Origin of the sequence: Paenibacillus sp. BIHB 4019 (genome assembly GCF_002741035.1) — a bacterium.
Classification (GTDB): Bacteria; Bacillota; Bacilli; order Paenibacillales; family Paenibacillaceae; genus Pristimantibacillus.
This window is the reverse complement of the sequence record NZ_CP016808.1, coordinates 6,124,462-6,148,553: the sequence shown is the minus strand read 5'-3', so window position 1 is coordinate 6,148,553 and position 24,092 is coordinate 6,124,462. Positions and strand designations below refer to the sequence as shown.

Genomic DNA, 24,092 nt, shown 5'->3' with positions numbered 1-24,092 from the left:
AGGCCGGCTTCAGCCGTTTACACTTGAAACTAATTAACAGGAGAGATGATATATGTCTGAGCAACAAACGGTCCAAGGCAATACGGAGCATGGCCATCACCATCATGAGCATGGTGAAGGATGCGGCATTCCAAAGTTTGATACGCGTGATTTGCTAATTCGCGAAGACATTATGAAGAAGGCGAAGGAGCTTGCTGACCTGATTTATACTTCTGAGGAAGTGCAGCATTACCGCCGTGCGGAAAGCCAAATTCAAGGCAATACGAAAATTCAGGAATTAATTGCGACTGTAAAGAAAAAGCAGAAGGAATTAGTCGCATTTGAGACAACTTTCAAAAACGAAACGATGGTCAAAAAAATCGAGCAGGAAATGGAAGTATTGCAAGATGAGCTGGACGGCATTCCGATTGTAACGGAGTTCCAGCAAAGCCAGTCCGACATCAACTATTTGCTGCAGCTCGTTATTTCCATTGTACGGGATACGGTTTCTGAGAAAATCAATGTGGAGGCAGGAGCTGAGGAAGCGCCTGCTGAGTGCGACTAACAACTTGTCTGAGGTTGAACTAGCGGAATTCGGGCAAGCGCAATGAAACAGGAAAGGGGCTGTGCAATGGTGGAATACCATTGCTTTCAGCCCCTTTTTTTTATAAACCTTGAGGGTAACGTGTGTGATAAAACGGAAGGAATTTACGGTGTTGTTGTGAATGGAACAGCAGAAGCGGCGTTTTTATTGCCAGTTGAAGCTTGTATGCGCAAAATATACGGCTTTAACGCCAGAGTTATAATGACGGCCAGTACGGACTTGGCAGCATCGCCGGGGAGAAATGGGTAGCAGCCATTAATCATTGCTTTTTGAAACGAGAGGCCTGTTGCTTGCATGAGCCATGGGATACCGATGACATAAGCGAAAAAAGAACTAAACAGCTCGAAAATGACAAATAGCAAAATAGCAGTTGCGATCCGGTTTTTGGCTGCAAAAGAGCTATGAAGCAGCTTGGAGGTGAAGAAGCCCACAAGCAGAGCGCAAAAGGGGAAGGCAACCAAAAAACCGCCGGTAGGTCCAGCTATCATGCCGAAGCCGCCATTTCCGTTAATAAGCGGAAGCCCGATCGTAGCTAGTACAACGACAATCAAAATAGAGAAAAATCCATTTCGTGCACCGAGGAATATTCCTGCGAGTGCAACGGCGAGTGTTTGCAGGGTTATCGGGACGGGTGAAGCGGCAAACTTGAATTGAAGGCTGCTCATGACGATAAATAAGGCAGCGAACAAGGCTATGTACACCATGCTGCGAATATTCGTACTGCTTTTGATCAATGAAATCGTCTCCTTTAAAATGAGGATTGCTTTTATAATGTTAACCAATTATTATTTGCTTATGGTTAACAAAATGGATTGTAGCACAGAGCGGCGCTTTGGGGAAGAGGGCAGGTGAAATTTTTTTGAACGATTATTTGATACGGGTTGAGGGGCTGACGGTAAAGCCACGCGTTTTTGATGCGGCGAGTGAGCAGCCTCCAATTATAAGAGCTGTCAGTCTTGCCCTGAAGGAAGGGGACTGGCTGACGCTGCTAGGGAGCAATGGCAGTGGGAAAAGTACGCTTGCAAAGGCCATTGCCGGATTTCCTGTGGGCGAAAAAAGCGGGACTTATTTGATGGGGAGCAAGCTTGCTGCCTACAAAAGGCCGATTCCAATTGTGATGCAGCAGCCTGAGGCTTCCATGCTAGGCGCAACACCTTGGGAGGACGTTGTGCTGATGCTGGAGCAGCATGGAATTGCTAGCGATGAAATAGCTGCATTGGCAGAACAGTCGCTTAGACTAACCGGCTTGCTGGAACGGAAGGACCAAGCTGTCGGCACCTTGTCTGGCGGGCAGAAGCAGCTGACAGCTATTGCTGGCTGTTTGGCGGTCAACTCGCCTGTGCTGGTGCTCGATGAAGCCACGGCAATGCTTGATCCTGAAGCAAGCCTGGCTATTGGGGAGCAAGTGCGGGAGCTTCATGCCGCAGGAGGAACGATCATATGGATTACGCAAAAGCTGGCTGAGCTTCGACATGGTGATCGAGTCGTTGTGATGGAACAGGGCCAAATCGTTTTTGACGGGACTACAGCGTCGTTTTATGAGCGTCATGCTATTTTAAAAGATGCGGCGAGTACGGGGAGTGAGGATGAGGGGCGGAGCTGGTGCGAGCGGCTCGGTTTTGAAGCCCCCTATGCGGTGCAGACAGCTTGGGAGCTGGAGAAGCTGGGCATCGTAATAAAACCTTTGCCTTTGACCATAGACAGGCTTGCGGAGGCGCTGCAAAGATGACCGACCTTAGCTGGAGACTGGAAGAGATACGCGTCTGTGCGGCGGGAGAACGAGACAAGACGCTTCTGACTATTAAAGAAAAGCTCGTTTTTAAAGAAGGCACGATTACACTGCTCATTGGCAGCAATGGTGCGGGCAAATCCACGCTGCTGGAAACTATGGCAGGGCTTCGCAAGCTGAACGAAGGCGAAATTGCGCTTGGCGCTGATAACCTTTGGGTGAAAAAGGGCAGGCGCAGACTTCTCAGCCGCAGCGTTGCGCTGAATACGGGCATCGCGCTCCAGCATTCGGAGTCGCAATGGTTTGCGGCGACCGTGAAGGAGGAGCTCCTTTATTCACTGAAGCCGTATAAGCTGGAGCCGCCTGATAAGGAGCGGCGGCTGCAAGAAGCGCTGCAAGCAGCAGGCTTGCCTGCCGAGCTGCTTGCCCGCGATCCTTGGTCGCTCAGCGGCGGACAGCAGCGGCGGCTAGCACTCGCTTGCCTGCTGGCCTGCGAGCCGCAATGGCTGCTGCTGGATGAGCCGACGGCGGGGCTGGACGCCGAGGGCATCAGCCGCTTGTGCGCCGTATTAGCGGCGCACAAGGCGGCTGGGCGCGGAGCGGTCGTGGCAACGCACGATCCGGGAGCGCTGCTGCCGCTTGCGGACGAAGTCGTCGTGGTCGTGGACGGCTCAGTCCGCGAAGCGGTCGCTGCATCGGCGTGGGCGAACGCACACGCTGCAGATGCAGCTGCGCCGCAGGCGCTGCGCGCGCTGGCGAAGCTGCGCTGCTTCGCGGCGCCGCCGCCGGGCGCTGGCGCCGCCGTATGGCCGGCGCCACAGGCGCTTGCGGCGGCGATCCATGCCGCCGCAGCGGCGCTGCCTGGCGCGGCGGCTTTGCCGCTCGCCGCGCCGCAGGCGCCTCCGGCGATGGAGCTGCGCCCATCGCCGGGCGCAGACCCCACAGCGGCGAACGCTTCGCCGCCGCTGCCTAAACCCAAGCGCCGGCAGCTCCCGCCGGCGCAGCCCGAAGCGCAGCGCCTGGCGACGCGCTTCGACCCAAGAGCGCTTATCGCCGCCTACATGCTGCTGGCGGCGTCCATCATCATGCAGCATAGCTGGAGCGGCTTGCTGCTTGCAGGAGCGCTTGCAGGCGCCATATGGCTGCCGCTGCGCGCCCAAATGCGGCCTTGGCTCGGTTTTATTCGAGCCTACGCCTTAATCATTCTGCTCTTCGGGGCAGTAGCCGGAGCGCAGATCCAGCCCTTATCGTTTGATTGGGAGCAATCGGCACGAACGATGCTCCGCTTGGCGACGCTTTTTTGCGCCATGCTGCTGGGCTTGCCGATGCTGCTGCTAATGACGCCGCTGCGAATTCAGCGGGCGCTGGAGCAAACATTCGGCTGGCTGAGCCGATTTAAAGTGCCGATCTCAGCGATTACGTTGACTGTGACCTTAATATTTCGCTTTATTCCGCTGCTGCTTAAAGAATGGGAGCGGTTTGCGAAAATCGCGCATGCGCGAGGGAAAGCAATTACGCCAGTAGGCTCATTGCCGCTCTCGATGCTGGCATCGGCGATTATCCCTTACATTCGTGCGATTTTGCGAATAGCGGAGCAAATGGCAGAAGCGCTGGAGGCGAGAGGGTTTGGCAACAGTGAGATTCGTTCGACACAAGGCTTCCGCTTGCGCTTTGGCCGTCAGGATGTGCTGCTGCTTGCCGGGGCGGTATTCGGAGCTGCTCTGCTGTATGTGGCAGCATTATTTTAAACGTTCAGGATGATAAAGGTTTAGCTGTCTAATTCGTATTTTTCGAGGAAGCAAGCAGGCAGGCTTTACTGACATTCGAACCCTGTACTTAATCCCTCTGCTACCGAAATGCTGCCATCTAATGAAGGTGAGCATATATCTTGAAAGGCATCGCTATGCTCTTATTTTCAAGTGTTTATATTATTCCTTACACAAAGGTATCTTTGGAGGACACAGCAGCCGCTATTTCAACCGAATCATGGGTATTGGGACAGGCTGCGGACTCAGAAGCCGCTAATATGCTGTCCATTGCCTTTTTGGCAGGATGAGGAGGGCAATAGCGGATCTCCTGTCCGCATGCGGCCTGAAATCGGAGAAAAGCAAGAATAGCGGAACCTCAGTCCTCCAAAAAAGGAGTGAGGGTCCAGAGTTTCGTGTTCGCAGCAACAGCAGCGGTAAATGCTGAAACAGCGATACCGGAAATAACAGTGCCTGGGTGCCTGTCTTTGGGGGGAATTTCAGTATCGACAGTAGATACTCTAGGCAGCAAAATAATCGGCAAAAAAATCACAGTGGATGTCAATCACTTTACGAATTATGCGGTATTGGCTGTAGATAGTCATCCAATTAAAGTTAATTTTAGTGACATCTCTGGGCATTGAGCGGAGACAAAGATGAAGCAAGCAGTCAGCAGCATTGTGAATGGGTATGCAGACAGCACCTTTAAACCGGGTAAAATGGTTTCTCAAGCAGAATTTGTTGTGATGCTGATGAATAGACCCTCTGCTGAATTACAAAAATAGCGCCGCAGGCACTTGCACCTGTGGCGCTATTTTTCGTTTTGGTCAAAGGCTAACTTCATCACGAACGAACGGTTGTGTCAGCACGCTTACAGCTCAATGCCCTTTTTCTCTGAGTTCCTTCCTATACCACCACGCACTAAGCAGCGCTGCGGCAGCGCCGAGCAGGCCGCCGAACCAGAAGCCGCTATTCATGCCCCAGCTGTCGTTGAGCCAACCGGCTAGAAAAGGGCCGGAAAACATCCCAATCGAATACACGGCCTGATAAAGGCCCATTGCAGTAGCTCTCCCAGCAGGCTGGACGTCACGAATCGAGAGCCCGAGCAGCAGCGGCAAATGCAAGCCTTGAGCGAAGCCGTTTATCGCTTGCGTCAGAACCAGCATAGCGAACGAATCCGTATAGGCAATGGCCACCGTACATATTGCGCTTAACACGAAGCCAATTCCAATCGTGACCCAGTTGCCAAAACGCGGCGCGAACCATTTGGCGGTGAACATTGAAGCGAGCGCATGCGGCAGCATAAAGGCAAAAACAATGAAAGTCAGCCCATACCCGGTAATGCCCAGCGTCTCTGCCTTGAGCGGCGTGAAGCCAAACATCGTTATGAACAGCACGCCATGTGCGAGAATGGAGAGCAGCGATACTTGTAGCAAGAGCTTCGTGCCGATAATGCTGCGCGCCATCGCGAGTGTCATGCCGACGCGCTCATGCAGCTGTTTCTGCGGTTCTTTTAAAATTAGGGCTAGCAGCAGCCCTACCCCGGCGATAACAGCCCCAGTAATGAATGGTGCTGCATCACCCCACATATCGGTCACTGTTCCGCTCATCAGCATGCCGAGCATTTGGCCGCTAACGATCATCACGCTGATGCTTCCCATCGCCTTCGCAGCATCTTCTGCGGCAAAATAATTGGCATACATGACTGTAAAAGCAACCCATGTCGAGGCGCATATGCCAGCCATTGCCCGGCCTCCGAGCGGCCATAGCCAGTGTCCAGGCACCAGAAACATCAGGCAGCTCAACAGGGCAGTCACCATGCCCAGTATAATAAAAGGCTTGCGCTTGCCGAAGCGGTCAGAAGCGACACCAACTGGGAAACGTACGAGCATTTGAACAAAGCCATAGCTGCCAAGCACAATGCCAATCAGCTGCATCGACAAGCCGCGGCCGCTCAAAAAAGGCGATAAAGTCGGTACATAAACGTACATTGAAGTCCAGTATAATAGCGTAACAATCGTAAACAACAAGCGCTGTGAAGCAGTAGAATGAGCTGGTTCAGAAGCTGACAAAGCAGTAGACATCTTTATAAAACCCCTTTCATCACTACTTTAGCCTACGATCCGGCTCTTTGTCACCCATAAATATGGTTAGTTTCTTCAAAAAAATGGGAATGGCGAGATTTATATTTTTGGCAAAAGATAAATAACGCTAGTATCGTGAAGCCGTAATGTGGTCCCGAAGGGGCGAACTTCTGCCGATTATGGATTTATCCAGCATGTGTAAATAAATAAGATTGTGATTAGGCCTTGGGCCGCTTTATGCGAACAAGGTTTTTCTTTTTCCTGCATTGGATGAATTATGTAAAATTATGAAACATTTTCGTCGTTTTTTGCGTTAGAAACTAGGATGAGTACATAAAAAAATAGGGAGGGGTCTGTCTGTGAGTCGATTAGGGTTCAAATTAAAATTTTTTGTCATGATGATTATGATCGCCAGTTTATGTGCGGACCTTGGTACAACAGGCTCGAAAGCGTTTGCCGAAACGGCAGGCATTGAGCTGAAAGCGGAAGCAGGTTATCAGGGCAGTGTGAAAGTGGATAAAAGAATGCCTGCCCATCTCACATTGACGAATCGGACGAATGCCGACTTAAAGGGCGAGGTAGTCATTTCGATTATTTCGCCTTATGGCGGGATGACGACCGATTATGTCGTGCCGGTCGAATTGCCGAAAGAAACGCCCGTCGAGCTGACGGTTTCATTGCCAGGCACGCAGCTGAGCAAAGACAATAACAAAATCCGCTTTTTTGAAGGCGCATCAGCCAAAGGGAAGGAAGTAGCTTTCATTGGCAAAGCCTTTTTGGATAGCAATGGCACTTCCGATTACACTTTCGGGGTTCTTGCAAGCGATCCCGATACATTAAATTTCATGCCTTCGCTGAATGTGCGAGGCTATCAAATTTCCGTAATGCCGCTGACGCGGGAACAACTGCCGAACGAAGCATCGCTGCTTGATTACTTTGATGTCCTTGCCATTAATGATGTTGCGACTTCGGATTGGAGCGAGCAGCAGGTGGCGGCTATTACTGGCTGGATCAGCAAGGGAGGCACGCTTCTGCTCTCTGGAGGCGCAGGCTACAGCAAAACAGCGAAAGCTTTTGCAGCTATTGCGCCGGTTGAGCCGGATGGCGGGACGGTGTCACAGCCGATTTCGCCTGAAATGGCGAACGCGGGCGAAGCAAAAAGCGCAAGTGCAGGCGATATGACACTGTCGACAGGCAAGCTTGCCGCTGGGGCAACAAAGCTGTTAGGCGGGGAAACGCCGATTGCGGTGGAGCGCAAGCTGGGACTTGGCAAGGTGCTGTACATTGCTTTTGATCCCGCATTGGAGCCCATTGCGTCTTGGTCGGGAAGTGCCACGTTATATGCGAATTGGCTGCAAAGCTCGTTATTTCCGATGCAGCAGGGCTATATGAGCGGCAATAATGCGTATTGGGGCTTTCAACAAATTGTAGATCAATTTCCTTCGATTACACCGCCTAATTTTGGCCTGCTGCTCGTCATGTTTATCATTTATATGATTATTGTAGCTCCAGTGCTGTATTTGGTGCTGCGCAAGGCAGACAAGCGAGAGTGGTCGTGGTGGCTCATTCCGCTTATCTCCATTATTTGCGCTGTTGCTATTTTCTTCTTTGGTGCTGAAAATAAACGTTTTATGTCTACCCACACCGTTCAAACCGTGCAATTATCTGGCCAAGGCGGCGGCGTGAAAACCGGTGCATTTTCGATCTTCGTTCCGAACGGCGGCGAAGTTGTTGCCCGCTTCGATGAAACGCTCCCCCTCACACCTTATGCATCAGGCAGCAGCACGGGCGACTTGAATTTGCGCAGCGACAGCAGAGTGGTGAGTATAGAAGGACAAACGACAGCCGAATGGAAAAATGTAGAATATTGGTCGACACGCAAAGCCGTGTTTGAAAATGTTCCCATGCAGGAGCAGGTCGGACAATTCAAGGTGTCCTACCAGAACAGCAACGGGCAAATAGAGTATATCGTTAAAAACGACACCTTGAACGATTTAAAGGATGTAGTTGTGGTAATGAACGGCAGCAGCTATTCAATCGGTGATTTAAAGCAAGGGGAAAAAGGTTCTGCGCTCATTTCCAACAATCCCAACACGAATATGGGATATTTTAATTACGGCAGCATGATGTTCCCGTATCAGAGCGGCAATCAGGATACGTTCAGCAGGCAGCGCACGCTGGTCGAAACGTATTTTAATATGAACTACAGTTCTTCGAAAATACCGATGATTTATGGTCCGGTCATTATCGGATTCAGTGAAAATGAAGACGCACTGTTTACTGTTAATAATAATAAAGTAAAAGCTGCTAATTTGACGATGTGGGTGCAGAGCTTGGGCGAGATGGAGCCGGATGAAAACGGCCGCCTTGTCGTGCCGGCAGGCTTCGTAAATCCCGTTATTATCGACAATAGTGTCAATCGATTAGAAAATTATGGGAACTCAACTTTTTCAATTGGGCAAGGCGAGCTAGTGATGGAATACAGCTTCCCTCAACGTGAACACTTGACCTATGATCAACTGGATATTCATCTTGACCCTTCCCAATCCGGGCAAAATTTGAAGTGGCTCATTTGGGATGAAGCGCAAGGCAAATGGATTAAAGTAGCAGCGGAAATGGACGATCCTTCGAGCTATCTCATTGACGGCTTCAAATTGCGGATGAAGCTCATCGTAAACACGGATCTCGAGACGAGAATGCCGCAAGTGGCAGTGGAAGGCGAGGTGGCAAAGCATGAATAAGGCGGAGCAGGCGGAAATACAAATGGAGCAGGAAGCAGGGCTTGTGCCCGAGCAGGAGCAAGCAGCCGTTCCTATGATTGAAATTAAAGGGCTTAGCAAGTCTTTCGGCTCGTTCCATGCGTTAAAATCGCTCGATTTGACGATTGCCAAAGGCAAGGTGTTCGGTTTTGTAGGGCCGAATGGAGCAGGGAAATCAACGACGATGTCCATTTTGGCTACACTGCTGTCTCCTACGTCAGGCTATGCCAAAGTAGATGGTTTTGATGTGACGAAGCATCCGGCAGAAGTGAGAAAGCGCATTGGATATATGCCGGATTTCTTCGGTGTGTACGATCAGTTTAAAGCGGTCGAATATTTGCATTTTTATGGTGCGAGCTATGGGATTCCCAAAAAAGAACGGGAAGAGCTCATTCCACAGCTGCTTGAGCTGGTCAATCTCAGTGACAAGCGGGACGCTTATGTCGATACGCTGTCGCGTGGCATGAAGCAGCGGCTGTGCTTGGCACGGTGCCTGGTGCATGATCCCGATTTGCTCATACTCGATGAGCCCGCTTCCGGGCTTGATCCGCGGGCGAGAATCGAAATGCGGGAAATATTGCTCGAGCTGAAGGCGATGGGCAAAACGATTATTATATCTTCGCATATTTTACCGGAGCTTGCGGAGATGGTTGACGAAATTGGCGTTATCGAGCATGGACAGATGATTGCGCAGGGCAATGTGTCGGATATCCAGAACCGGCTGCGGGTGAAGCGGATTTTATATATTCGGCTGCTGGAGCGGCTGGACGAGGCTGAGCAGTTTTTGCAGGAGCAGCCGCATGTGACGCGTCTGATGCGCGATGAACGGGGCATTCATGTCCATTTTAGCGGACAGGATATCGAACAGGCTGAGCTGGTCGGCGAGCTGATTGCGGCGGGCTATCGCATTATTTCGTTCAGTGAGGGGCAGACGAATTTGGAAGATGTCTTTTTGGAAATTACGAGAGGAGGGGACGGCTTCGAATGAGAAACGATACAGTAAGCAAAGACTGGCGCAGCAAGTTGATCAATCCGGTGCTGGATAAGGAATTCCGCTTGCGGATGCGGACGCCGCGCACGATGTGGACGCTGCTTGCCTATTTATTCGCCATTGGGCTGTTTGCCCTTAGCTCCATCTATTTGCTCAATATGAGCTCGGGCAATACTGCTTCCTTTAATCCGACTGAAAGCCGGATATTGTTTTATTTTCTCAGCTTCGTACAGCTTGGCCTTATTTCCTTTATGGCTCCGGGCTTGACGGCTGGCGTTATAAGTGGCGAGCGCGAGCGGCAGACGCTTAATCTGCTGCTTACGACGCAGCAAAGCTCGACAACGATTATTTTAAGCAAGCTGCTGTCTTCCTTGAGCTTTATGATTTTAATCGTCATAAGTACACTTCCCATATACAGCATGATGTTTCTGTTCGGCGGCATATCGCCGGTGCAACTGCTGCTCGTCTTTTGCTTTTATTTATTTTTGATGATCGTAATCGGTGCATTCGGCGTTTTGTTTTCCACCCTCGTCAAGCGGACGATGATTGCTGTCATTTTGACGTATGGCGTGACCTTGTTTTTGTACGCGGGCACGGCGCTTATCGGTTATGTAGCGATAATGGTATCGATGCAGGTTTCAGGAAACAGCTCTTCTAACGAATGGATCGCGCATATTTTTGCATGGAATCCAGCGGTGGCGATGTACAGCATTTTGGACCCTAATATAACCAGAGAAATCGTTTATTCAGGATCTGGTGCAACAGCAACTGAACCGATTCTGCAGCTATGGCAGGAGTTTATGCTCATTTATCTCGTATTGGCTGCTCTAGCCATTTGGTTAAGCATCCGCTACTTGCGCCCTCGCATGAAGCAAAACCGGAAATAAAGGATGAGAAGTCGGTATTAAATCAGGAGGGAACACGAATGGAGCCAAGCGGAAGCAGTCGGGCTAAAGAAGAACAGCAGCAGCTTCCTGAGCTGTTATTGCCGGTGCGCCTGAGATTGACGATGTTCACGATGTGCAAGTATGGGCTGAAAGGCTTGCTTATAGGCAGCTCGGCAGGCTTGCTACTTCTCGTCGCAAGCAGGCTGTGGCCGCTGCTCCATGCGCGGCCAGCGGCTGTGATTTTGGCGGCAGCGGGCCTGCTGGCGGGGCTGCTGTATGGGCTTTGGCGGCGCGCCTCGCTGCGTGATGCGGCGAGAGCGATGGATCGGCATGACACGGATGATGCCGTGTCGACCGCGCTTGATGGATGGCTGCGCCCGGCTGGGCAGCCATCCGCTATTGTGCTGCTGCAGCGGCAGGAAGCCATCGCGGCAGCGAAAGCTTATGCCGCTATGCTGAGCAAGCGGCTGCCTTGGCCCGCATGGCCGGCGTGGAAGAGGGCCGTGCTGGGGGTTGGCGCGGTATGGGCCATTTCCGCGCTTTTGCTCGTATGGGCTAATCCGCTGGATCATTTGGCGGAGGAGCGGGCTGCTGAGCGGCAGCAGCTCGAAGCGCTGCGGGAAGAAGCGGCTGCGCTCGCGGAGGAAGCGGAGCAGGCAGATGTGCCCGAGGAGGCGAAGCGGCAGCTTGCCGAGCCGCTTGAGAAGCTGCGCAGCAAGCTGGAGGAAAACGACAGCGACATGGAAGCGGCGCTTGCGGAGCTTGCCGAGGCGATGCGCGAGCTTGAACAGACGGCGGAGCTGGCGAAGCAAACGGCATCGCAGCTTGATGAGGCTGCGGAAGCGATGCAGCGCGAGCCTGCGCTGAAGCAGCTGGGAGCTGCTCTGCAGGACCGGCTGGAATCGGGCATGCGCGAAGCGATTAGCGATATGCGCTCGGAGCTGCAGAAGCTGACGCCTGAGCAGAAGGAGCAGCTGGCGCAGGCGCTGGAGCAGCTTGCCGAGCAGCTGCCGCAAGACAAGGAGGCGCTCGCATCCGCATTGGCAGAAGCCGCGGAGCAAGCGCGCAATTCCGAAGCGGGTGATGACGCTTCGGGCGAAACAGAGGGCGGCGATGGCCTCGCTGCCCTGGAAGAAGCACTGGCCGGCGAATTGTTGCAGGTACAGCTGGAGCAGCTGGCTAGCGCTATGGCGAGCCAGCTTGGACAAAGCGGACAGCCGCTGGCGGGCCAATTGGCTGCCAGCGGCGGTACCGTGCCGCCGAGCTGGGCAGCGGCGGCCTCCGGCAATAGCTCGCCTGGCGGCAGCAGCGCTGGCGGAGCATCGGGCTCGCCGAGCGAGCCCGGATCAGGCGCCGCGCCGGGAAGCTCCGGCGCTTCTGGCAGCGGCGGCGATCCTTCGTCCAGCGGTGCTGGAGCAGGAGCTGGAGCAGGAGCCGGTGCTGGCTCAGGGACAGGCGCCGGGGCTGGAGCTGGCCAAGGTGCTGGAAGTGGCTCGGGCAGTGGGCAAGGAGGCTTGCAAGGCGGTACGGGAGCGGGCGGACGAACGCTTGTAACAACGCCGCGCACGATGGCGGGTGAGGGCAATGTGGAGGAGGACGGCGGACCATCCACTGGCGGCCAAGAGCAAACGGGCGGCAAGTCGCCGATGATTGACGGCACGACACGCCCTTACGAGGAAGTGTACAGCGAATATGCGACCGAAGCCAAAAAAGCGCTTGGGCGCTCCCAGCTGCCACAGGCCATGCAGGATAAAGTAAAGCAGTATTTCGACAACATACAGCCGAACCGATAAGGAGCGAGGTGGACAAATGATAGAATCCAAGGAACAGATTACACAAGCGGCTGAGCGTATAGCTGCGCTGCAAGCGGAAATTGGGAGCGTCATTGTAGGGCAAAAAACGGTAGTCGAGCAGCTACTGTGGTGCTTGCTGGCAGGCGGTCATGCGCTGCTGGAAGGCATTCCCGGTCTTGGGAAAACAATGCTTGTCCGCACGGTGGCGGATACCATTTCCTTGCAATATTCAAGGATTCAATTTACGCCCGATTTAATGCCCGCGGATATTACGGGAACGACGCTGATCGATTTTACCGAGCAGGGGGCAGCGGGACGCAGCTTCCAGCCCGGGCCGATCTTCGGCAATTTGGTGCTGGCCGATGAAATTAACCGTGCTACGCCAAAAACACAAAGCGCATTGCTCGAAGCGATGCAGGAAGGCACGGTGACAGCTGGCGGAGAAACCCGCCAGCTGCCGCGTCCTTTTTTTGTATTGGCAACGCAAAATCCTATCGAGCAGGAAGGGACATACCCGCTGCCAGAAGCACAGCTTGACCGCTTCCTGCTCAAAATCGGCGTCAGCTATCCGACGCGCGAGGAGCTCAAAGAAATTGTGCTGCGGACAACGGCGGCTGTTCAGCCCCGCGCCCAAGTGAAGATGAACGGGGAAGAGCTGACCGAGCTGCAGCTGTATGCCAAGCATATTTTGGTCGCTGATGATGTGCTGGACTTGGCGGTCAGGCTAGTGATGATGACGCATCCCGCTGAAGCGGATGCTCCTGATGATGTGAAGCGATATGTCAGATTTGGCGCCGGACCGCGGGCGCTGCAAGCGATTGTGGCAGTCAGCAAAGTAAGGGCGCTTTGCAGCGGCAAGCTGCATGTATCGTGGAGCGATATTCGCGAGGTAGCTGTGCCAGCGCTTCGGCATCGGATCGTGCTCGGTTACGAGGCACAGGCGGCAGGCATAACGACGGATCAAATGGCTGAATCCATCTTAAGCGCATTGGAGCTGACAAGATGAATGGGCAAGGCAGCGGTTCTGGAAGCGGAGCCCAGCATTCAGCGTTCAGCGGCGCCTTAGCCAAGCTTTTTCCCGATTCCTCGCTGCTGCATCGTTTGGAGCGGATGAAAGTGGCGGCGGGCAGCCGAGTGAAGGGGACGATGGCTGGCAAGCGCCGCTCCAGCACGCTTGGCGGCTCGCAGGAATTTGCAGACTATCGTCCTTATGCGCCAGGCGACGACATTCGCCGCCTGGATTGGAACGTATATGGCCGAACAGGCAGAGCGTATATGCGGCAATATTGGGATGAGCAGGAGCTTACGCTGCATGTGTACGTGGATGTATCTCCATCGATGAACTTTGGCGGCGAACAGGCTAACAAGCTGCGCTGCGCCTTGCAGCTGGCGGCCAGCGGGGGATACGCTGCGCTGTCAGGCGAGGACCGCGTTGCGGTCAAGCTATTTGGCGGCACAGCTCAGGCAGAGCTTCCCTCGCTTCGCGGCAGGGGCTCCACTGCGCGTTTATTCCATTTTTTGGCGGCGGCACTGGAACGGGAAATGGAGCAGCCGTCTTTTCAACAGGGCGACGCGCTTCAGCCATCTATGACGGGCGTAGGAAGAGCAATGGAACAGCAGGCGGCAGCCCTGTCTATGAGGGAAGCTATTCAGCAGGCTGGTCAGCTCCCGCATCGTACGGGCGTCACTTGGGTCGTATCCGATGCAATGTATGAATCGGGCATTGAACAGACGCTGCTCAGCCTGCTTGCTGCCCGGCAGCAGGTTGTTTTTCTCCATTTATTGAGCCCAGAGGAGCTAAACCCAGCTTTGACAGGTGAACTGAATTTGCTTGACAGTGAACTCGGCACAGGCAAGGAGGTTGCTTTAGGCAGCCGTTTGCTCGAACAATATCGCGTTACGGTTAACGATTATTGCAGCCATCTTAAGAAGCTTTGCGCAGAGCGCGGAGCGCTTTATATTTTTATTGATACGAGCAAGCCGATGGAGCAAACGGTTCAGCAAACGCTGCTGCGCGCTGGTGTGCTGCACAGTCATAGTTAATTTTGAACGGGGACTGATGTGAGTAGAAACTTGCAACTTGGGTGAAAGGAGGAGGAGAAATGCAGCTGCTATCGCCGTTATCTGCTTTATTCGGCTTGGCGCTTCCAGCCATCGTTTTAATGTATTTATTCAAGCGCACGTATATGGATACTGAAATCGCGAGCCATATGCTGTGGAATCGCATGCTGCGCGAGCAGGAAGCGAATCGTCCATGGCAAAAGCTTCGCACCCGCCCGCTAATGCTGTTGCAGCTGCTCGCAGCTGCTGTATTAGTGCTGGCGCTCATGCAGCCGTATCTTACCGCCGATAGCCGCAGCGGCAGTCATACCGTCATCGTACTAGACCGCTCCGCAAGCATGACAGCGGCTATGCCCGGAGGAAGCTCGCAAGGCAGCTTGCTGCACGCCGCTGTACAGCAGGCGGAGCTGTGGCTGAGCGAGCAGCAGAAAGGGGAGCTCATTACTTTGCTTGTAACGGGCGAGCAGCCTCGCATTATTTTGTCCAAGGAAACGGATCATGAGCTCGTGCTGCAGCAGTTGAAAGCTATAACGCCAGATTTCGGTGCTCAGGACAATGTAGCGGCTTTATCACTAGCGGACTCGCTGCTTGCGAATGAGCAAGGCGGGAAGATTTTGCTTTTGACCGATGGCAGGTGGCAGGATGCGGACTCCGTTAACCTGCTCACGCTTCATGCAAAGCTTGAGCAATTCAAGCCTACTGCCCCTCAAGCTGGCAGTAATAATAGTGCTATTTTATATTTTGGCATTCATGCGGCAGTTGGAGAGGATGGCAAGCGTGCAGGCGTAGTGACGCTTCGCAATGACAGTGCTGCTTCCAAACAGATTCAGCTTGCTGTTTATGCGGACAAGGAATCGGAGCCTGCGGCGACGAAGTCGGTCAAGCTTGAGGCTGGAGGCTGGACGAGCGTAGATATGAATGGCCTGCCGGAAGAGGCAAGCTATTATACAGCCAAAATCAGCGGAGCGACCGATGATTATGCGGCGGACAATATCGCCTATCAGTTTCCGATTGTATCTAAAGCGCAGCAGGTGCTTTTGGCTACATCCGGCAATTTGTTTTTGGAAAAAGCGCTCCAGCTCGCCGGGGTAAAAACGATAAAGGTCGATCCAGCACAATACGTTCCTTCCAAGGAGCATGTTAAGGACATCGACTGGGTTATTATGGATGGAGACATAGCGAAGCTTCGTACGGACAAAAGCTGGCAGGAGCTGTTTGCCTCCAAGCCCGTCTGGTATATTGATCATCCGGAAGCAACCGGGGAAGAGACGGCTTCGCCTGCGAATAGCAGGGTGGCGATAGCCGGCCATCCCGTTACCGCCTACCTCTCATTTGAAGATACCCATATTGGACGGATGGTGAAGGCGAACGATGCGGGGACTTGGGGAGAAGCCATCGTCACCTATGGCGGCTTGCCTGCTATTTATGCAGGCTCGGTGCAAGGCAGGCCGCAATTGCGCTTTACCTTTGATATGCAAAGCAGCGATTTGCCGCTGCGGCCGGAGTTTCCCGTGCTAATTGTACAGGCTGCGGACTGGATGAGCGGTGGCAGTCAGGCTCAGCTAGGAACGGCGGATGCCGGAAGTGCGCTACAGCTTGCTTTTTTAAATGAGACAGTAAGTGCCAAGTGGGAAATGATTGAAACTATAGGCGGTTACAGCGAAAAATCGCTGCCTGACAGCAATCTGTCTGCGGCGCTTGCTGCGCAAGAACCGGCAATCGCCCCAGCGGTTCCGGGCTTGTACCGTTTAATGGAACAAAACGCAGAAGGAGAAACGATCGGCCAGAGGATGCTTGCTGTAAATGCGGCTTCCGCCGAAAGTGCATCGATGTCTGCAACTGCCGATATTAAGCCGATTGCAGCTGCTTCCTCTGAGACAAGTCAAAATCAGGCTGATGCGGGAAGCGCTGCGGGCAGCATGGAGACGGCAAATGCTGCAAATGTTTTTGCCGCATGGCTCGCGCTGGCACTGCTTGCGCTGATGCTGGTGGAATGGGAGGTATACCGACGTGGGAATGCAGGCTGATTCACCTTGGGCGCTTCTTCTTCTCATTCCGTGGGCAGCGGCGGTGTGGTGGATGAATCGAGGTACGCTGCGGCTGCAGGGCACTCGTAAAAAGATAGCCATTGCGCTGCGCGCACTCATCCTGCTGCTGGTCATTGCGGTCGCTGCTGGCGTGCAGCCATACTGGCGTGTCGAGCAGCGAAACGTTATTTTTGTAGCGGATCGCTCCGCATCCGTCAATGCCGATGCCTCTTTAGGCGAGTGGATTGCCAAAGCCTCGGCAGCGAAAGACGAAGAGGACCGAAGCGGAATTGTGTCCATCGGACTGGATGCGGCCATCGATAAGGTACTCTCGCCTGATGAGCTTCCAAGTGCGGAACGATATACGTTCCGTTCAGGTGTAAATGAAAACTTCACGGATCTGTCTCAAGCGCTGCGCCTTGCGTCTGGCATGCTGCATGAAGCCGGCGGCGGCAAAATCGTGCTGCTCTCCGATGGCGCAGAAAACGCCGGAAGCATGCTGCGCCAAGCGGAACTGCTAAAGCATGCTGGCATTGAGGTGGATGTCGTTCCGATAGCTGCCCCGCAGCGGGTGGACGCTTCGCTCGAAGCGATGGACGTACCGCAAACGCTGCGTCAGGGCGAGAAGTTTACGTTTGAGTTTACGATTAACAGCACATCATCTGGTACGGCCAAGCTGAGGCTCTATGAAGATAACCGTGAGCTTTCGACAAGTGATATCGTGCTGGAGCCGGGCGAAAATCGTTTTGCCCTGCAAAGCGCTGCGCTTGAACCGGGCTTTCATCGTTTCCGGGCCGAGCTATATGCCGAGGGCGATGAACGAGAGCAGAACAATACTGCTTATGCGTTCAGCAGAGTTAGCGGTCCGCCTGCTGTGCTTATTGTCGAAGGCGTGCCGGGCTCATCGGGCAATGTGGAGGCAGCTTTGAAAGCCTCGCTTATTCGTTACGAGACGATTCCGCCTGAGCGGCTGTCTGTACAGCTGGCTTCATATGCTGCTTATGACAGCATTATTTTAAATAATGTTCCGGCAACCCGCATTGCGGCAAAACCGATGGAGTGGCTCGGCAAAGCGGTCAGCGATTATGGCATCGGCCTAGTCATGCTAGGCGGCGACAACAGCTTTGGTTTGGGGGGCTATTTTCAAACGCCTATCGAGAAGGCGCTGCCGGTTTACATGGATTTGAAGGGCAAGCGTCAGCTTCCGTCGCTCGGCTTGATATTAGTAATTGACCGTTCCGGCAGTATGTCTGGCGGCAAGCTGGAGCTAGCTAAGGAAGCGGCGATGCGAACGATTGAGCTGATGCGTCCCGAGGATTCGGTAGGCGTAGTCGCCTTCGACTCGACGCCGTGGTGGATCGTGGAGCCGACCAAGCTGACGGATCGCGACGATGTTTTGGGTAAAATCCAAGGTATTCAGGCTGAAGGAGGCACGGAAATTTTCCCGGCTCTGGATACCGCATACAACAAGCTGCTGGAAATGGATGCACAGCGCAAGCATATTATTTTGCTCACCGATGGCCAATCGGCTTCTAATCCGGGATATGCTGCGCTGACACAAGGCATGGTCGACAATAAAATGACGATGTCTACAGTTGCAGTCGGAGACGGTGCGGATCAGGCGATGCTGGAGCAGCTTGCGAAGCAGGCAAAGGGACGGTTTTATTTTACAAACGATGAAAGCACGCTTCCGGCTATTTTCAGTCGTGAGACGGTGTTAATGTCACGAACGTATATTGTGGAGCAAAATGCGCCGCCGCTCATCGGGCAAGCTGGAAGCTGGGCGACGATGTGGCAAAATGGCTTGCCGGATTTGCAGGCATACATCGCAACGACATCGAAGGAAACGGCAGAGGTCGCGCTGCTATCCCCACAAGGCGATCCGATTTTGGCACGCTGGGCTTATGGCTCAGGACGAACGGTAGCCTGGACGAGCGACTTGACTGGAAAATGGTCTCGAGACTGGGTGCAGTGGTCCGCCTTGCCAAATGTGCTTGCCGAATGGATTAAATGGACGTTTCCCCAATTTGAGAGCACGCCTTATTCAGCTTCAGCGGAACTGGATGGTCGAGAGGCGATGCTGCGCTTGCGTACCGAGGGCAGTGATACAGCAGCGAAGCTGTCTGCTGTGGTCACGGACGAAGCGGGCAAAAGCACGACGCTTTCTCCGCTTCCCGCGGCTCCGGGCGAATATGCGGCAAGCCTCCCGGTGTCTGAGCCGGGCGTATATTTAATGCAAGTCAATGAAGAGACCGCTGCTGCGGGCGGAGCGGAAACGCCAAATACGGGCGGCGGCACGACGACGGGGTTTGTCATTCCTTATTCGCCTGAGTATCGATTGACGGGTGAAAATGGAACAGAAGCGCTGCAGCAGCTTGCCAACGCTACTGGCGGACGCCTGCTGTCGCTGGATGCGCCGCAGGAGGTTTACCGCTTCAATCCCGTAGAATCCAGGCAGCCTTATAATTGGACCCGTGAGCTGCTCCTATTGATTTTGGCGCTGTGGCTGCTCGACATTTTGCTGCGCCGGCTGTCGCTGCCTTGGCATCGAATCGGGCGAATGCTTTTGGCGAGGCTCGGATTAGCGGGCGGACGTTTGCAGAGGAAAGAGCCAGTCGCCGCTGCACCTTCAGGTGCGATGAGTAGGCTGCAGCAGCGGAAAAGCCGCACCGCAGGTTTTTATGGCGAGCATGCGGGCACAAGTGATGCGGCTTCTGCCTCGCCAGCAGCTGGTCAGGCGAAGGGTACTGGTGCAGACCTTGCTGGCGTGCAGCGAGCTGCGATCCATTCGTCGCACACTGCCAGTGGCACAGAACGAGTCCAGGCTGTGCGGCCGGAGGGACAAGGTCAGGCTGGCAAGCAACAGCGAGACGTCCAGCAGTTTAAATCTGTAGGCACAAGCAGTCAATCGTCAGCTCCGCCTGCGAATCCAGAGGGGAAGCCAGCTGGCAATCAGGCGACGGTCAATCGTTTGCTTGCCGCGAAGAAGCGCGGCAAGCGGTAGCATAGCATTTTTGACAAGCTGCTAGGCTAGAATGTTGGTTTTGTTTAGAGGAATGGACAATGGCGGCGTCGAAAGTTACAATGCACATAAACGATTTTTTCGGAGGAGCTGACGTAACGATGTATAACGAAATCACGCCGGAGCAAGTAGAGGCGCGTCTGAATAATAAGGAAAAGTTTCATTTAATTGACGTTCGTGAGCTTGACGAGTGGGAAGAGGGGCACATTGCCGAAGCAGCGCACTTGCCATTGTCTGAAATTCAGGAGCGTTTGGATGAGCTGCCTAAGGATGAAAATATTATTTTCGTCTGCCGCAGCGGCGGACGCAGTGGCAAAGTATGCGGCTTCCTCGCGCCACAGGGCTACTCTGTCACTAATATGACGGGCGGCATGCTCGCTTGGCCGGGAGCCATTGTGACTGGAGCGTAGCACAGAGCGTTAAAATGAAAAGCAGCCTTGCAACCGCTAGTTGGCGGATTGCAAGGCTGCTTTTTTTGATAGCTAGGTTCACAGTTGTTGAAAGCAAGGTCAGATTAAGAGATATAGAAAATAATACCCTTGCCCTCCGTGGCTGCTTTGCTGTAGAAAAGTCCAATTTCAACAAAATTGGCGTATATATAATCAAAAAATTCCTGCTCATCCTCATCACTTCCCACAGGATAAATCGCATTTTCCACCAGAGCGGCGAGCGAATAGCGTTCTCTGAAACCAGCCTCCGAAATGGCACTGATGGCGATAGAAGCTTCCGTGACTTGCTTATGGTTCAAATAGAAGGCGCCAAACTCACTAAAATCTAGCGCTTGATCGTCCAGCATAGGCACTACATAGCCTATGGGCGGCGAGCCATTATCGATTTCTTCGCATAACACATAGTGAATAGCCTGCCATGCTTTATCAATATCCAATTTTCCAAAAGCATCTGGTGCCATTTCCTCCATCAAAAGCTCACCTTGAGCAATTTGTTCAATTTGCTCATTGTAAACGGCTAAATAGATTCCTATCATCCCCATATAATGGACACTCCCATCGTTTGGTCTATTTACATGATTGTTACGGTTTTGGGCAGGTACTGTTCATCTTATATTAAATCAGTAATAGGTGGTTGTATTTTATTGGGAATTTTTTTATTTTCTTTAGTCGCATAGAATGCGACTTTGGTAAAGGATAAGTACGTGCAAACGAGTTTCAATCCACGCACTCCACACGGAGTGCGACCAACGGTTGACCGTAAGTTCTTCAGCCTAGGATTGTTTCAATCCACGCACTCCATACGGAGTGCGACATTGGGGCTCGACGGCACGCTTGCTGACTTGGAAGTTTCAATCCACGCACTCCATACGGAGTGCGACAAGGAGATGGTTATGATGGCAGAAAAAATATTCGGTTTCAATCCACGCACTCCATACGGAGTGCGACCATGCACATCACAAGTTTAATCTGGTCCGAGCATGTTTCAATCCACGCACTCCACACGGAGTGCGACCGGCAGCCGCGGATATAAACCTAAGGGGAGAGATGTTTCAATCCACGCACTCCACACGGAGTGCGACAATTGAGAACAACTTTTCATACCATGCTTCGAAGGTTTCAATCCACGCACTCCACACGGAGTGCGACAACCGCGCTTAATCTGACTGTCACTAAATGTCAAAGGTTTCAATCCACGCACTCCACACGGAGTGCGACAGCGAAAATATCGCTTATTAATCCCATCATGGCATTAATTAACTCTTTTTTCAACGAAACAATATCAAAACAAGATAAGAAAAAACTTGACATTTTTGAAAAGAGTTTGATTTCGTCATTATTCGACAAATTGTGAGGTGCGAATCCCCCGAGGTTTTCATGTGAGCTTCACATTCGCACCAAAATAAGTCCAAGGAGGATAGAGCTTTTTTATAATGAAAATATACATGTATTACTCTTATAAATACGTTTTTATCGCTCCTGCTTTCAAAAGAAAGCCTCCCCTTCTAACTGCTTGTACCATCTATATTATCATTCTCAGCCTGTACACATGTCCGCCCCGCACCGAACATATGATGATATAAATACCTTGGAGCGCTATGAGGACATATACAATTTTTGCAATTAGCTGTAGTGGAAAGGCGAAAGGGCGGGTGGGCAATTGGAGCAGCGGCATAATGAGAGTGAAAATAGCGTGACGATGCAATATGCAGTGGGCGGCATGAGCTGTACAGCTTGCGCTGCGCGAATCGAGAAAGCAGTGGGCAAAATGGAGGGAGTTCAATCGGTCGCGGTCAGCTATCCCGCAAGATCGGCTTGGGTACAATTTGTGCCTGAAAGCTTGCGGTCTGAGGAGATTATGGCGAAAATCGGGCACATCGGCTTTCAAGCTTCGGCAGCCGAGCACAGCAAAAAACAGTGGAAGCAGGAACGCAGAGTTCTTGGCCTCCGGCTTATGATCTCGCTGCTGCTTACGCTGCCGCTGCTTGCTGGAATGACCCAGCATCTGCCCTTGCTAAGCGGTCTCCCCATTCCGGCTTGGCTGCTGCATCCATGGCTCCAGCTCGCGTTAGCTACCATCGTTCAATTCGTCATTGGGCTGCCTTTTTATATTGGAGCTTACCATGCGCTGCGTTCGCGTGCAGCGAATATGGACGTGTTGGTCGCGGCAGGAACGTCTGCCGCTTATTTATACAGCCATTATATTGTTTTTTCTAGTCTACCGACTGGAAAAGCGCTTGGCGCTGGACATACGCTGCCGCTTTATTTTGAAACCTCTGCTGTCGTTATCAGCGCGGTGCTGCTCGGCAAATATTTGGAGATGACAGCTGCATCGCGGGCGCAGGATGAGGCGGGCGGATACAGCCAATTGGAGGTGCAAACCGCAACTGTAGAACGGGCAGGCCAGTGGGTCAATGTACAGACCGCTTTCGTACGGGAAGGCGAAATCGTGCGCATTGCCCCGGGTGAGACGGTCCCGGTTGACGGCGTTTTAACGAGCGGGGAAACCGATATGAATGAATCGCTGCTGACAGGAGAAAGCTTGCCGGTCGTTAAACGGGCGGGGGACCGAATTTGGGCAGGAACAACGAATGTGGGAGCGGTGCAGCGCATCCGTACAACCGCTGCGGGACATGCGACGTTGCTCAGCCGCATTAGCGAGCTGCTTCGTCAGGCGCAGCGCTCCAAATCTGCGATTCAGCAGCAGGTGGACCGGGTGGCCGCTTGGTTCGTTCCGGCGATGCTCGCCCTTTCGGTCTTTACCTTTGTGCTTTGGCTGGTGCTGCTGGACCCCGGCAATTGGCATCAAGCTTTCCGCTGCGGGGTCGCCGTTATGCTCGCCGCCTGTCCATGTGCACTAGGTCTTGCTGCGCCTATTTCACTGGTCATTGCTTCTGGCCGCCTGGCGAAGCAGGGCATTGTGTTGAAACAAGCCGGGGCGCTGGAGCGGCTCGCCCGGCTGAATACGCTGCTGCTGGACAAAACCGGAACGCTCACCGAGGGTAGCCCGCAAGTTAGCGCCGTATGGGCTGCGCCAAATCAGACGCGTTCAGCCGTGCTGCGTTTGGCCGCTGCCGCTGAAGCAGGTTCCACGCATCCGCTAGGGCAAGCGATAGGGCGTGAAGCGGGGCGTGTCGGGTTGACACCGCCAGGCGCGTCGGAAACGGTTTATTTTCCCGGCAAAGGCGTTCAAGCGGTAGTGGAGCGCAGGCGAATAACCGTCGGAAATGCAACCTTTGCCAAAGCCGAACAGTGGAAAGCGAATGCGGAGGTCGCCGCAGCTTTAGCTGCTTTTTGCACAGAACGGGAAAAAAGAGGAGAAACACTGTTATATGTAGCGTCAAATGGCCTGCTCATCGGGGCTATTTCGCTTGCGGATCGGGTAAAACCTCATTCCTTTGCTGCTGTTCAGCAGCTTCAACGTTATGGATTGCAAGTGATGCTCGCAACAGGCGACCACCAAATTCCTGCTCATACTGCCGCCCGCCAAGCAGGCATTACGCAAGTGTTCGCCGGATTGCTGCCTGAGCAGAAGCTGGAGCTCGTAGAGCAGCTTAAACGTTCGGGCAAACGGGTCGGCATGGCTGGCGACGGCTGGAATGATGCACCTGCGCTTGCTGCTGCCGACGTGGGCATTGCGATGGGCAATGGCACGGAAGCGGCGCTCGCCGCCGGACATTTAACGCTGCTTCAGCCGCGTATGACCGCGATTGTTGATGCGCTGGGCATCAGCCGGCTGACGGTGCGCAATATTAAGCAGAACTTGCTGCTTGCCTTCCTATATAACAGCAGTATTGTGCCGTTTGCCGCCTTCGGTTTGCTAGAACCATGGATGGCAGGGGCAGCGATGGCGCTGAGCTCCGTGTCTGTAGTTGGAAATGCGATGCGGCTGAGCTATATTTTGCGGCGGCACAAGCAGCTCGCTGCTTAGCGTGAGGTGGACAAATACGGAAAAACGATGG

18 protein-coding genes and 1 CRISPR repeat array are annotated in these 24,092 nt (G+C 53.3%); of the genes, 15 read left to right on the top strand and 3 right to left on the bottom strand.

Going from position 1 to position 24,092, the window contains the following annotated elements:
• Window positions 1-52 precede the first annotated feature (52 nt).
• On the top strand, window positions 53-544 hold the full coding sequence (locus tag BBD42_RS26565; protein WP_056038065.1) for a YlbF/YmcA family competence regulator: 492 nt from the start codon (window positions 53-55) through the stop codon (window positions 542-544).
• Window positions 545-687: 143 nt separating this feature from the next.
• Here the strand turns inward: BBD42_RS26565 and BBD42_RS26560 are convergent, their stop codons facing one another.
• Complete coding sequence (locus tag BBD42_RS26560; protein WP_237163244.1) at window positions 688-1,317, bottom strand: biotin transporter BioY; 630 nt, start codon at window positions 1,315-1,317, stop codon at window positions 688-690.
• Between the two features lie 125 nt (window positions 1,318-1,442).
• Here BBD42_RS26560 and BBD42_RS26555 point away from each other — a divergent pair, with 125 nt between their 5' ends.
• The 4 genes from BBD42_RS26555 (at window position 1,443) to BBD42_RS31630 (ending at window position 4,842) form a co-directional block, all read left to right on the top strand.
• Complete coding sequence (locus BBD42_RS26555; RefSeq protein WP_172455645.1) at window positions 1,443-2,312, top strand: ATP-binding cassette domain-containing protein; 870 nt, start codon at window positions 1,443-1,445, stop codon at window positions 2,310-2,312.
• Window positions 2,309-4,060 (top strand): ATP-binding cassette domain-containing protein, encoded by a 1,752-nt coding sequence (locus tag BBD42_RS26550; RefSeq protein ID WP_099520626.1) that lies wholly within the window; start codon window positions 2,309-2,311, stop codon window positions 4,058-4,060. The genes BBD42_RS26555 and BBD42_RS26550 overlap by 4 nt, the downstream gene beginning before the upstream one ends.
• A 413-nt stretch (window positions 4,061-4,473) precedes the next feature.
• Complete coding sequence (locus BBD42_RS31635) at window positions 4,474-4,701, top strand: hypothetical protein (protein WP_150131612.1); 228 nt, start codon at window positions 4,474-4,476, stop codon at window positions 4,699-4,701.
• A gap of 12 nt (window positions 4,702-4,713) precedes the next feature.
• Complete coding sequence (locus tag BBD42_RS31630; RefSeq protein WP_150131611.1) at window positions 4,714-4,842, top strand: S-layer homology domain-containing protein; 129 nt, start codon at window positions 4,714-4,716, stop codon at window positions 4,840-4,842.
• A gap of 93 nt (window positions 4,843-4,935) precedes the next feature.
• On the opposite strand, the gene BBD42_RS26545 is transcribed toward BBD42_RS31630, so the two are convergent.
• The gene (locus tag BBD42_RS26545; protein ID WP_099520625.1) at window positions 4,936-6,141 is read right to left on the bottom strand and encodes an MFS transporter; all 1,206 of its coding nucleotides are present in this window, start codon (window positions 6,139-6,141) and stop codon (window positions 4,936-4,938) included.
• A gap of 359 nt (window positions 6,142-6,500) precedes the next feature.
• Here BBD42_RS26545 and BBD42_RS26540 point away from each other — a divergent pair, with 359 nt between their 5' ends.
• The 9 genes from BBD42_RS26540 (at window position 6,501) to BBD42_RS26500 (ending at window position 20,091) form a co-directional block, all read left to right on the top strand.
• Window positions 6,501-8,882 (top strand): DUF8725 domain-containing protein, encoded by a 2,382-nt coding sequence (locus tag BBD42_RS26540; RefSeq protein ID WP_099520624.1) that lies wholly within the window; start codon window positions 6,501-6,503, stop codon window positions 8,880-8,882.
• A gap of 73 nt (window positions 8,883-8,955) precedes the next feature.
• Entirely contained in the window at window positions 8,956-9,888 is a 933-nt protein-coding gene (locus BBD42_RS26535; RefSeq protein WP_099521825.1) for an ABC transporter ATP-binding protein, read from the top strand.
• On the top strand, window positions 9,885-10,778 hold the full coding sequence (locus BBD42_RS26530) for an ABC transporter permease (RefSeq protein ID WP_099520623.1): 894 nt from the start codon (window positions 9,885-9,887) through the stop codon (window positions 10,776-10,778). The genes BBD42_RS26535 and BBD42_RS26530 overlap by 4 nt, the downstream gene beginning before the upstream one ends.
• A 38-nt stretch (window positions 10,779-10,816) precedes the next feature.
• Window positions 10,817-12,571, top strand: coding sequence for a DUF8809 domain-containing protein (locus BBD42_RS31890; RefSeq protein WP_172455644.1), 1,755 nt, complete (start codon window positions 10,817-10,819; stop codon window positions 12,569-12,571).
• A gap of 16 nt (window positions 12,572-12,587) precedes the next feature.
• Entirely contained in the window at window positions 12,588-13,577 is a 990-nt protein-coding gene (locus BBD42_RS26520) for an AAA family ATPase (protein WP_099520622.1), read from the top strand.
• Window positions 13,574-14,614 carry a DUF58 domain-containing protein gene (locus BBD42_RS26515; RefSeq protein ID WP_099520621.1) on the top strand — a complete coding sequence of 347 codons (1,041 nt, stop codon included), beginning with the start codon at window positions 13,574-13,576 and terminating at the stop codon, window positions 14,612-14,614. Before BBD42_RS26520 ends, BBD42_RS26515 begins: the two co-directional genes overlap by 4 nt.
• A gap of 59 nt (window positions 14,615-14,673) precedes the next feature.
• Window positions 14,674-16,659, top strand: coding sequence for a vWA domain-containing protein (locus BBD42_RS26510; RefSeq protein ID WP_099520620.1), 1,986 nt, complete (start codon window positions 14,674-14,676; stop codon window positions 16,657-16,659).
• Window positions 16,649-19,663 carry a VWA domain-containing protein gene (locus BBD42_RS26505; RefSeq protein WP_237163565.1) on the top strand — a complete coding sequence of 1,005 codons (3,015 nt, stop codon included), beginning with the start codon at window positions 16,649-16,651 and terminating at the stop codon, window positions 19,661-19,663. The genes BBD42_RS26510 and BBD42_RS26505 overlap by 11 nt, the downstream gene beginning before the upstream one ends.
• 119 nt (window positions 19,664-19,782) lie before the next feature.
• Complete coding sequence (locus tag BBD42_RS26500; RefSeq protein ID WP_046233130.1) at window positions 19,783-20,091, top strand: rhodanese-like domain-containing protein; 309 nt, start codon at window positions 19,783-19,785, stop codon at window positions 20,089-20,091.
• Between the two features lie 104 nt (window positions 20,092-20,195).
• Here BBD42_RS26500 and BBD42_RS26495 read toward each other — a convergent pair whose 3' ends face one another.
• Complete coding sequence (locus BBD42_RS26495; protein ID WP_099520618.1) at window positions 20,196-20,672, bottom strand: YfbM family protein; 477 nt, start codon at window positions 20,670-20,672, stop codon at window positions 20,196-20,198.
• Between the two features lie 172 nt (window positions 20,673-20,844).
• A CRISPR array of direct repeats spans window positions 20,845-21,348; the repeat unit is 33 nt; unit sequence GTTTCAATCCACGCACTCCATACGGAGTGCGAC.
• 442 nt (window positions 21,349-21,790) lie between these two features.
• Between BBD42_RS26495 and BBD42_RS26490 the strand changes: the two genes are divergently transcribed.
• Window positions 21,791-24,061, top strand: coding sequence for a heavy metal translocating P-type ATPase (locus BBD42_RS26490; protein ID WP_099520617.1), 2,271 nt, complete (start codon window positions 21,791-21,793; stop codon window positions 24,059-24,061).
• The last annotated feature ends 31 nt before the right edge of the window (window positions 24,062-24,092 follow it).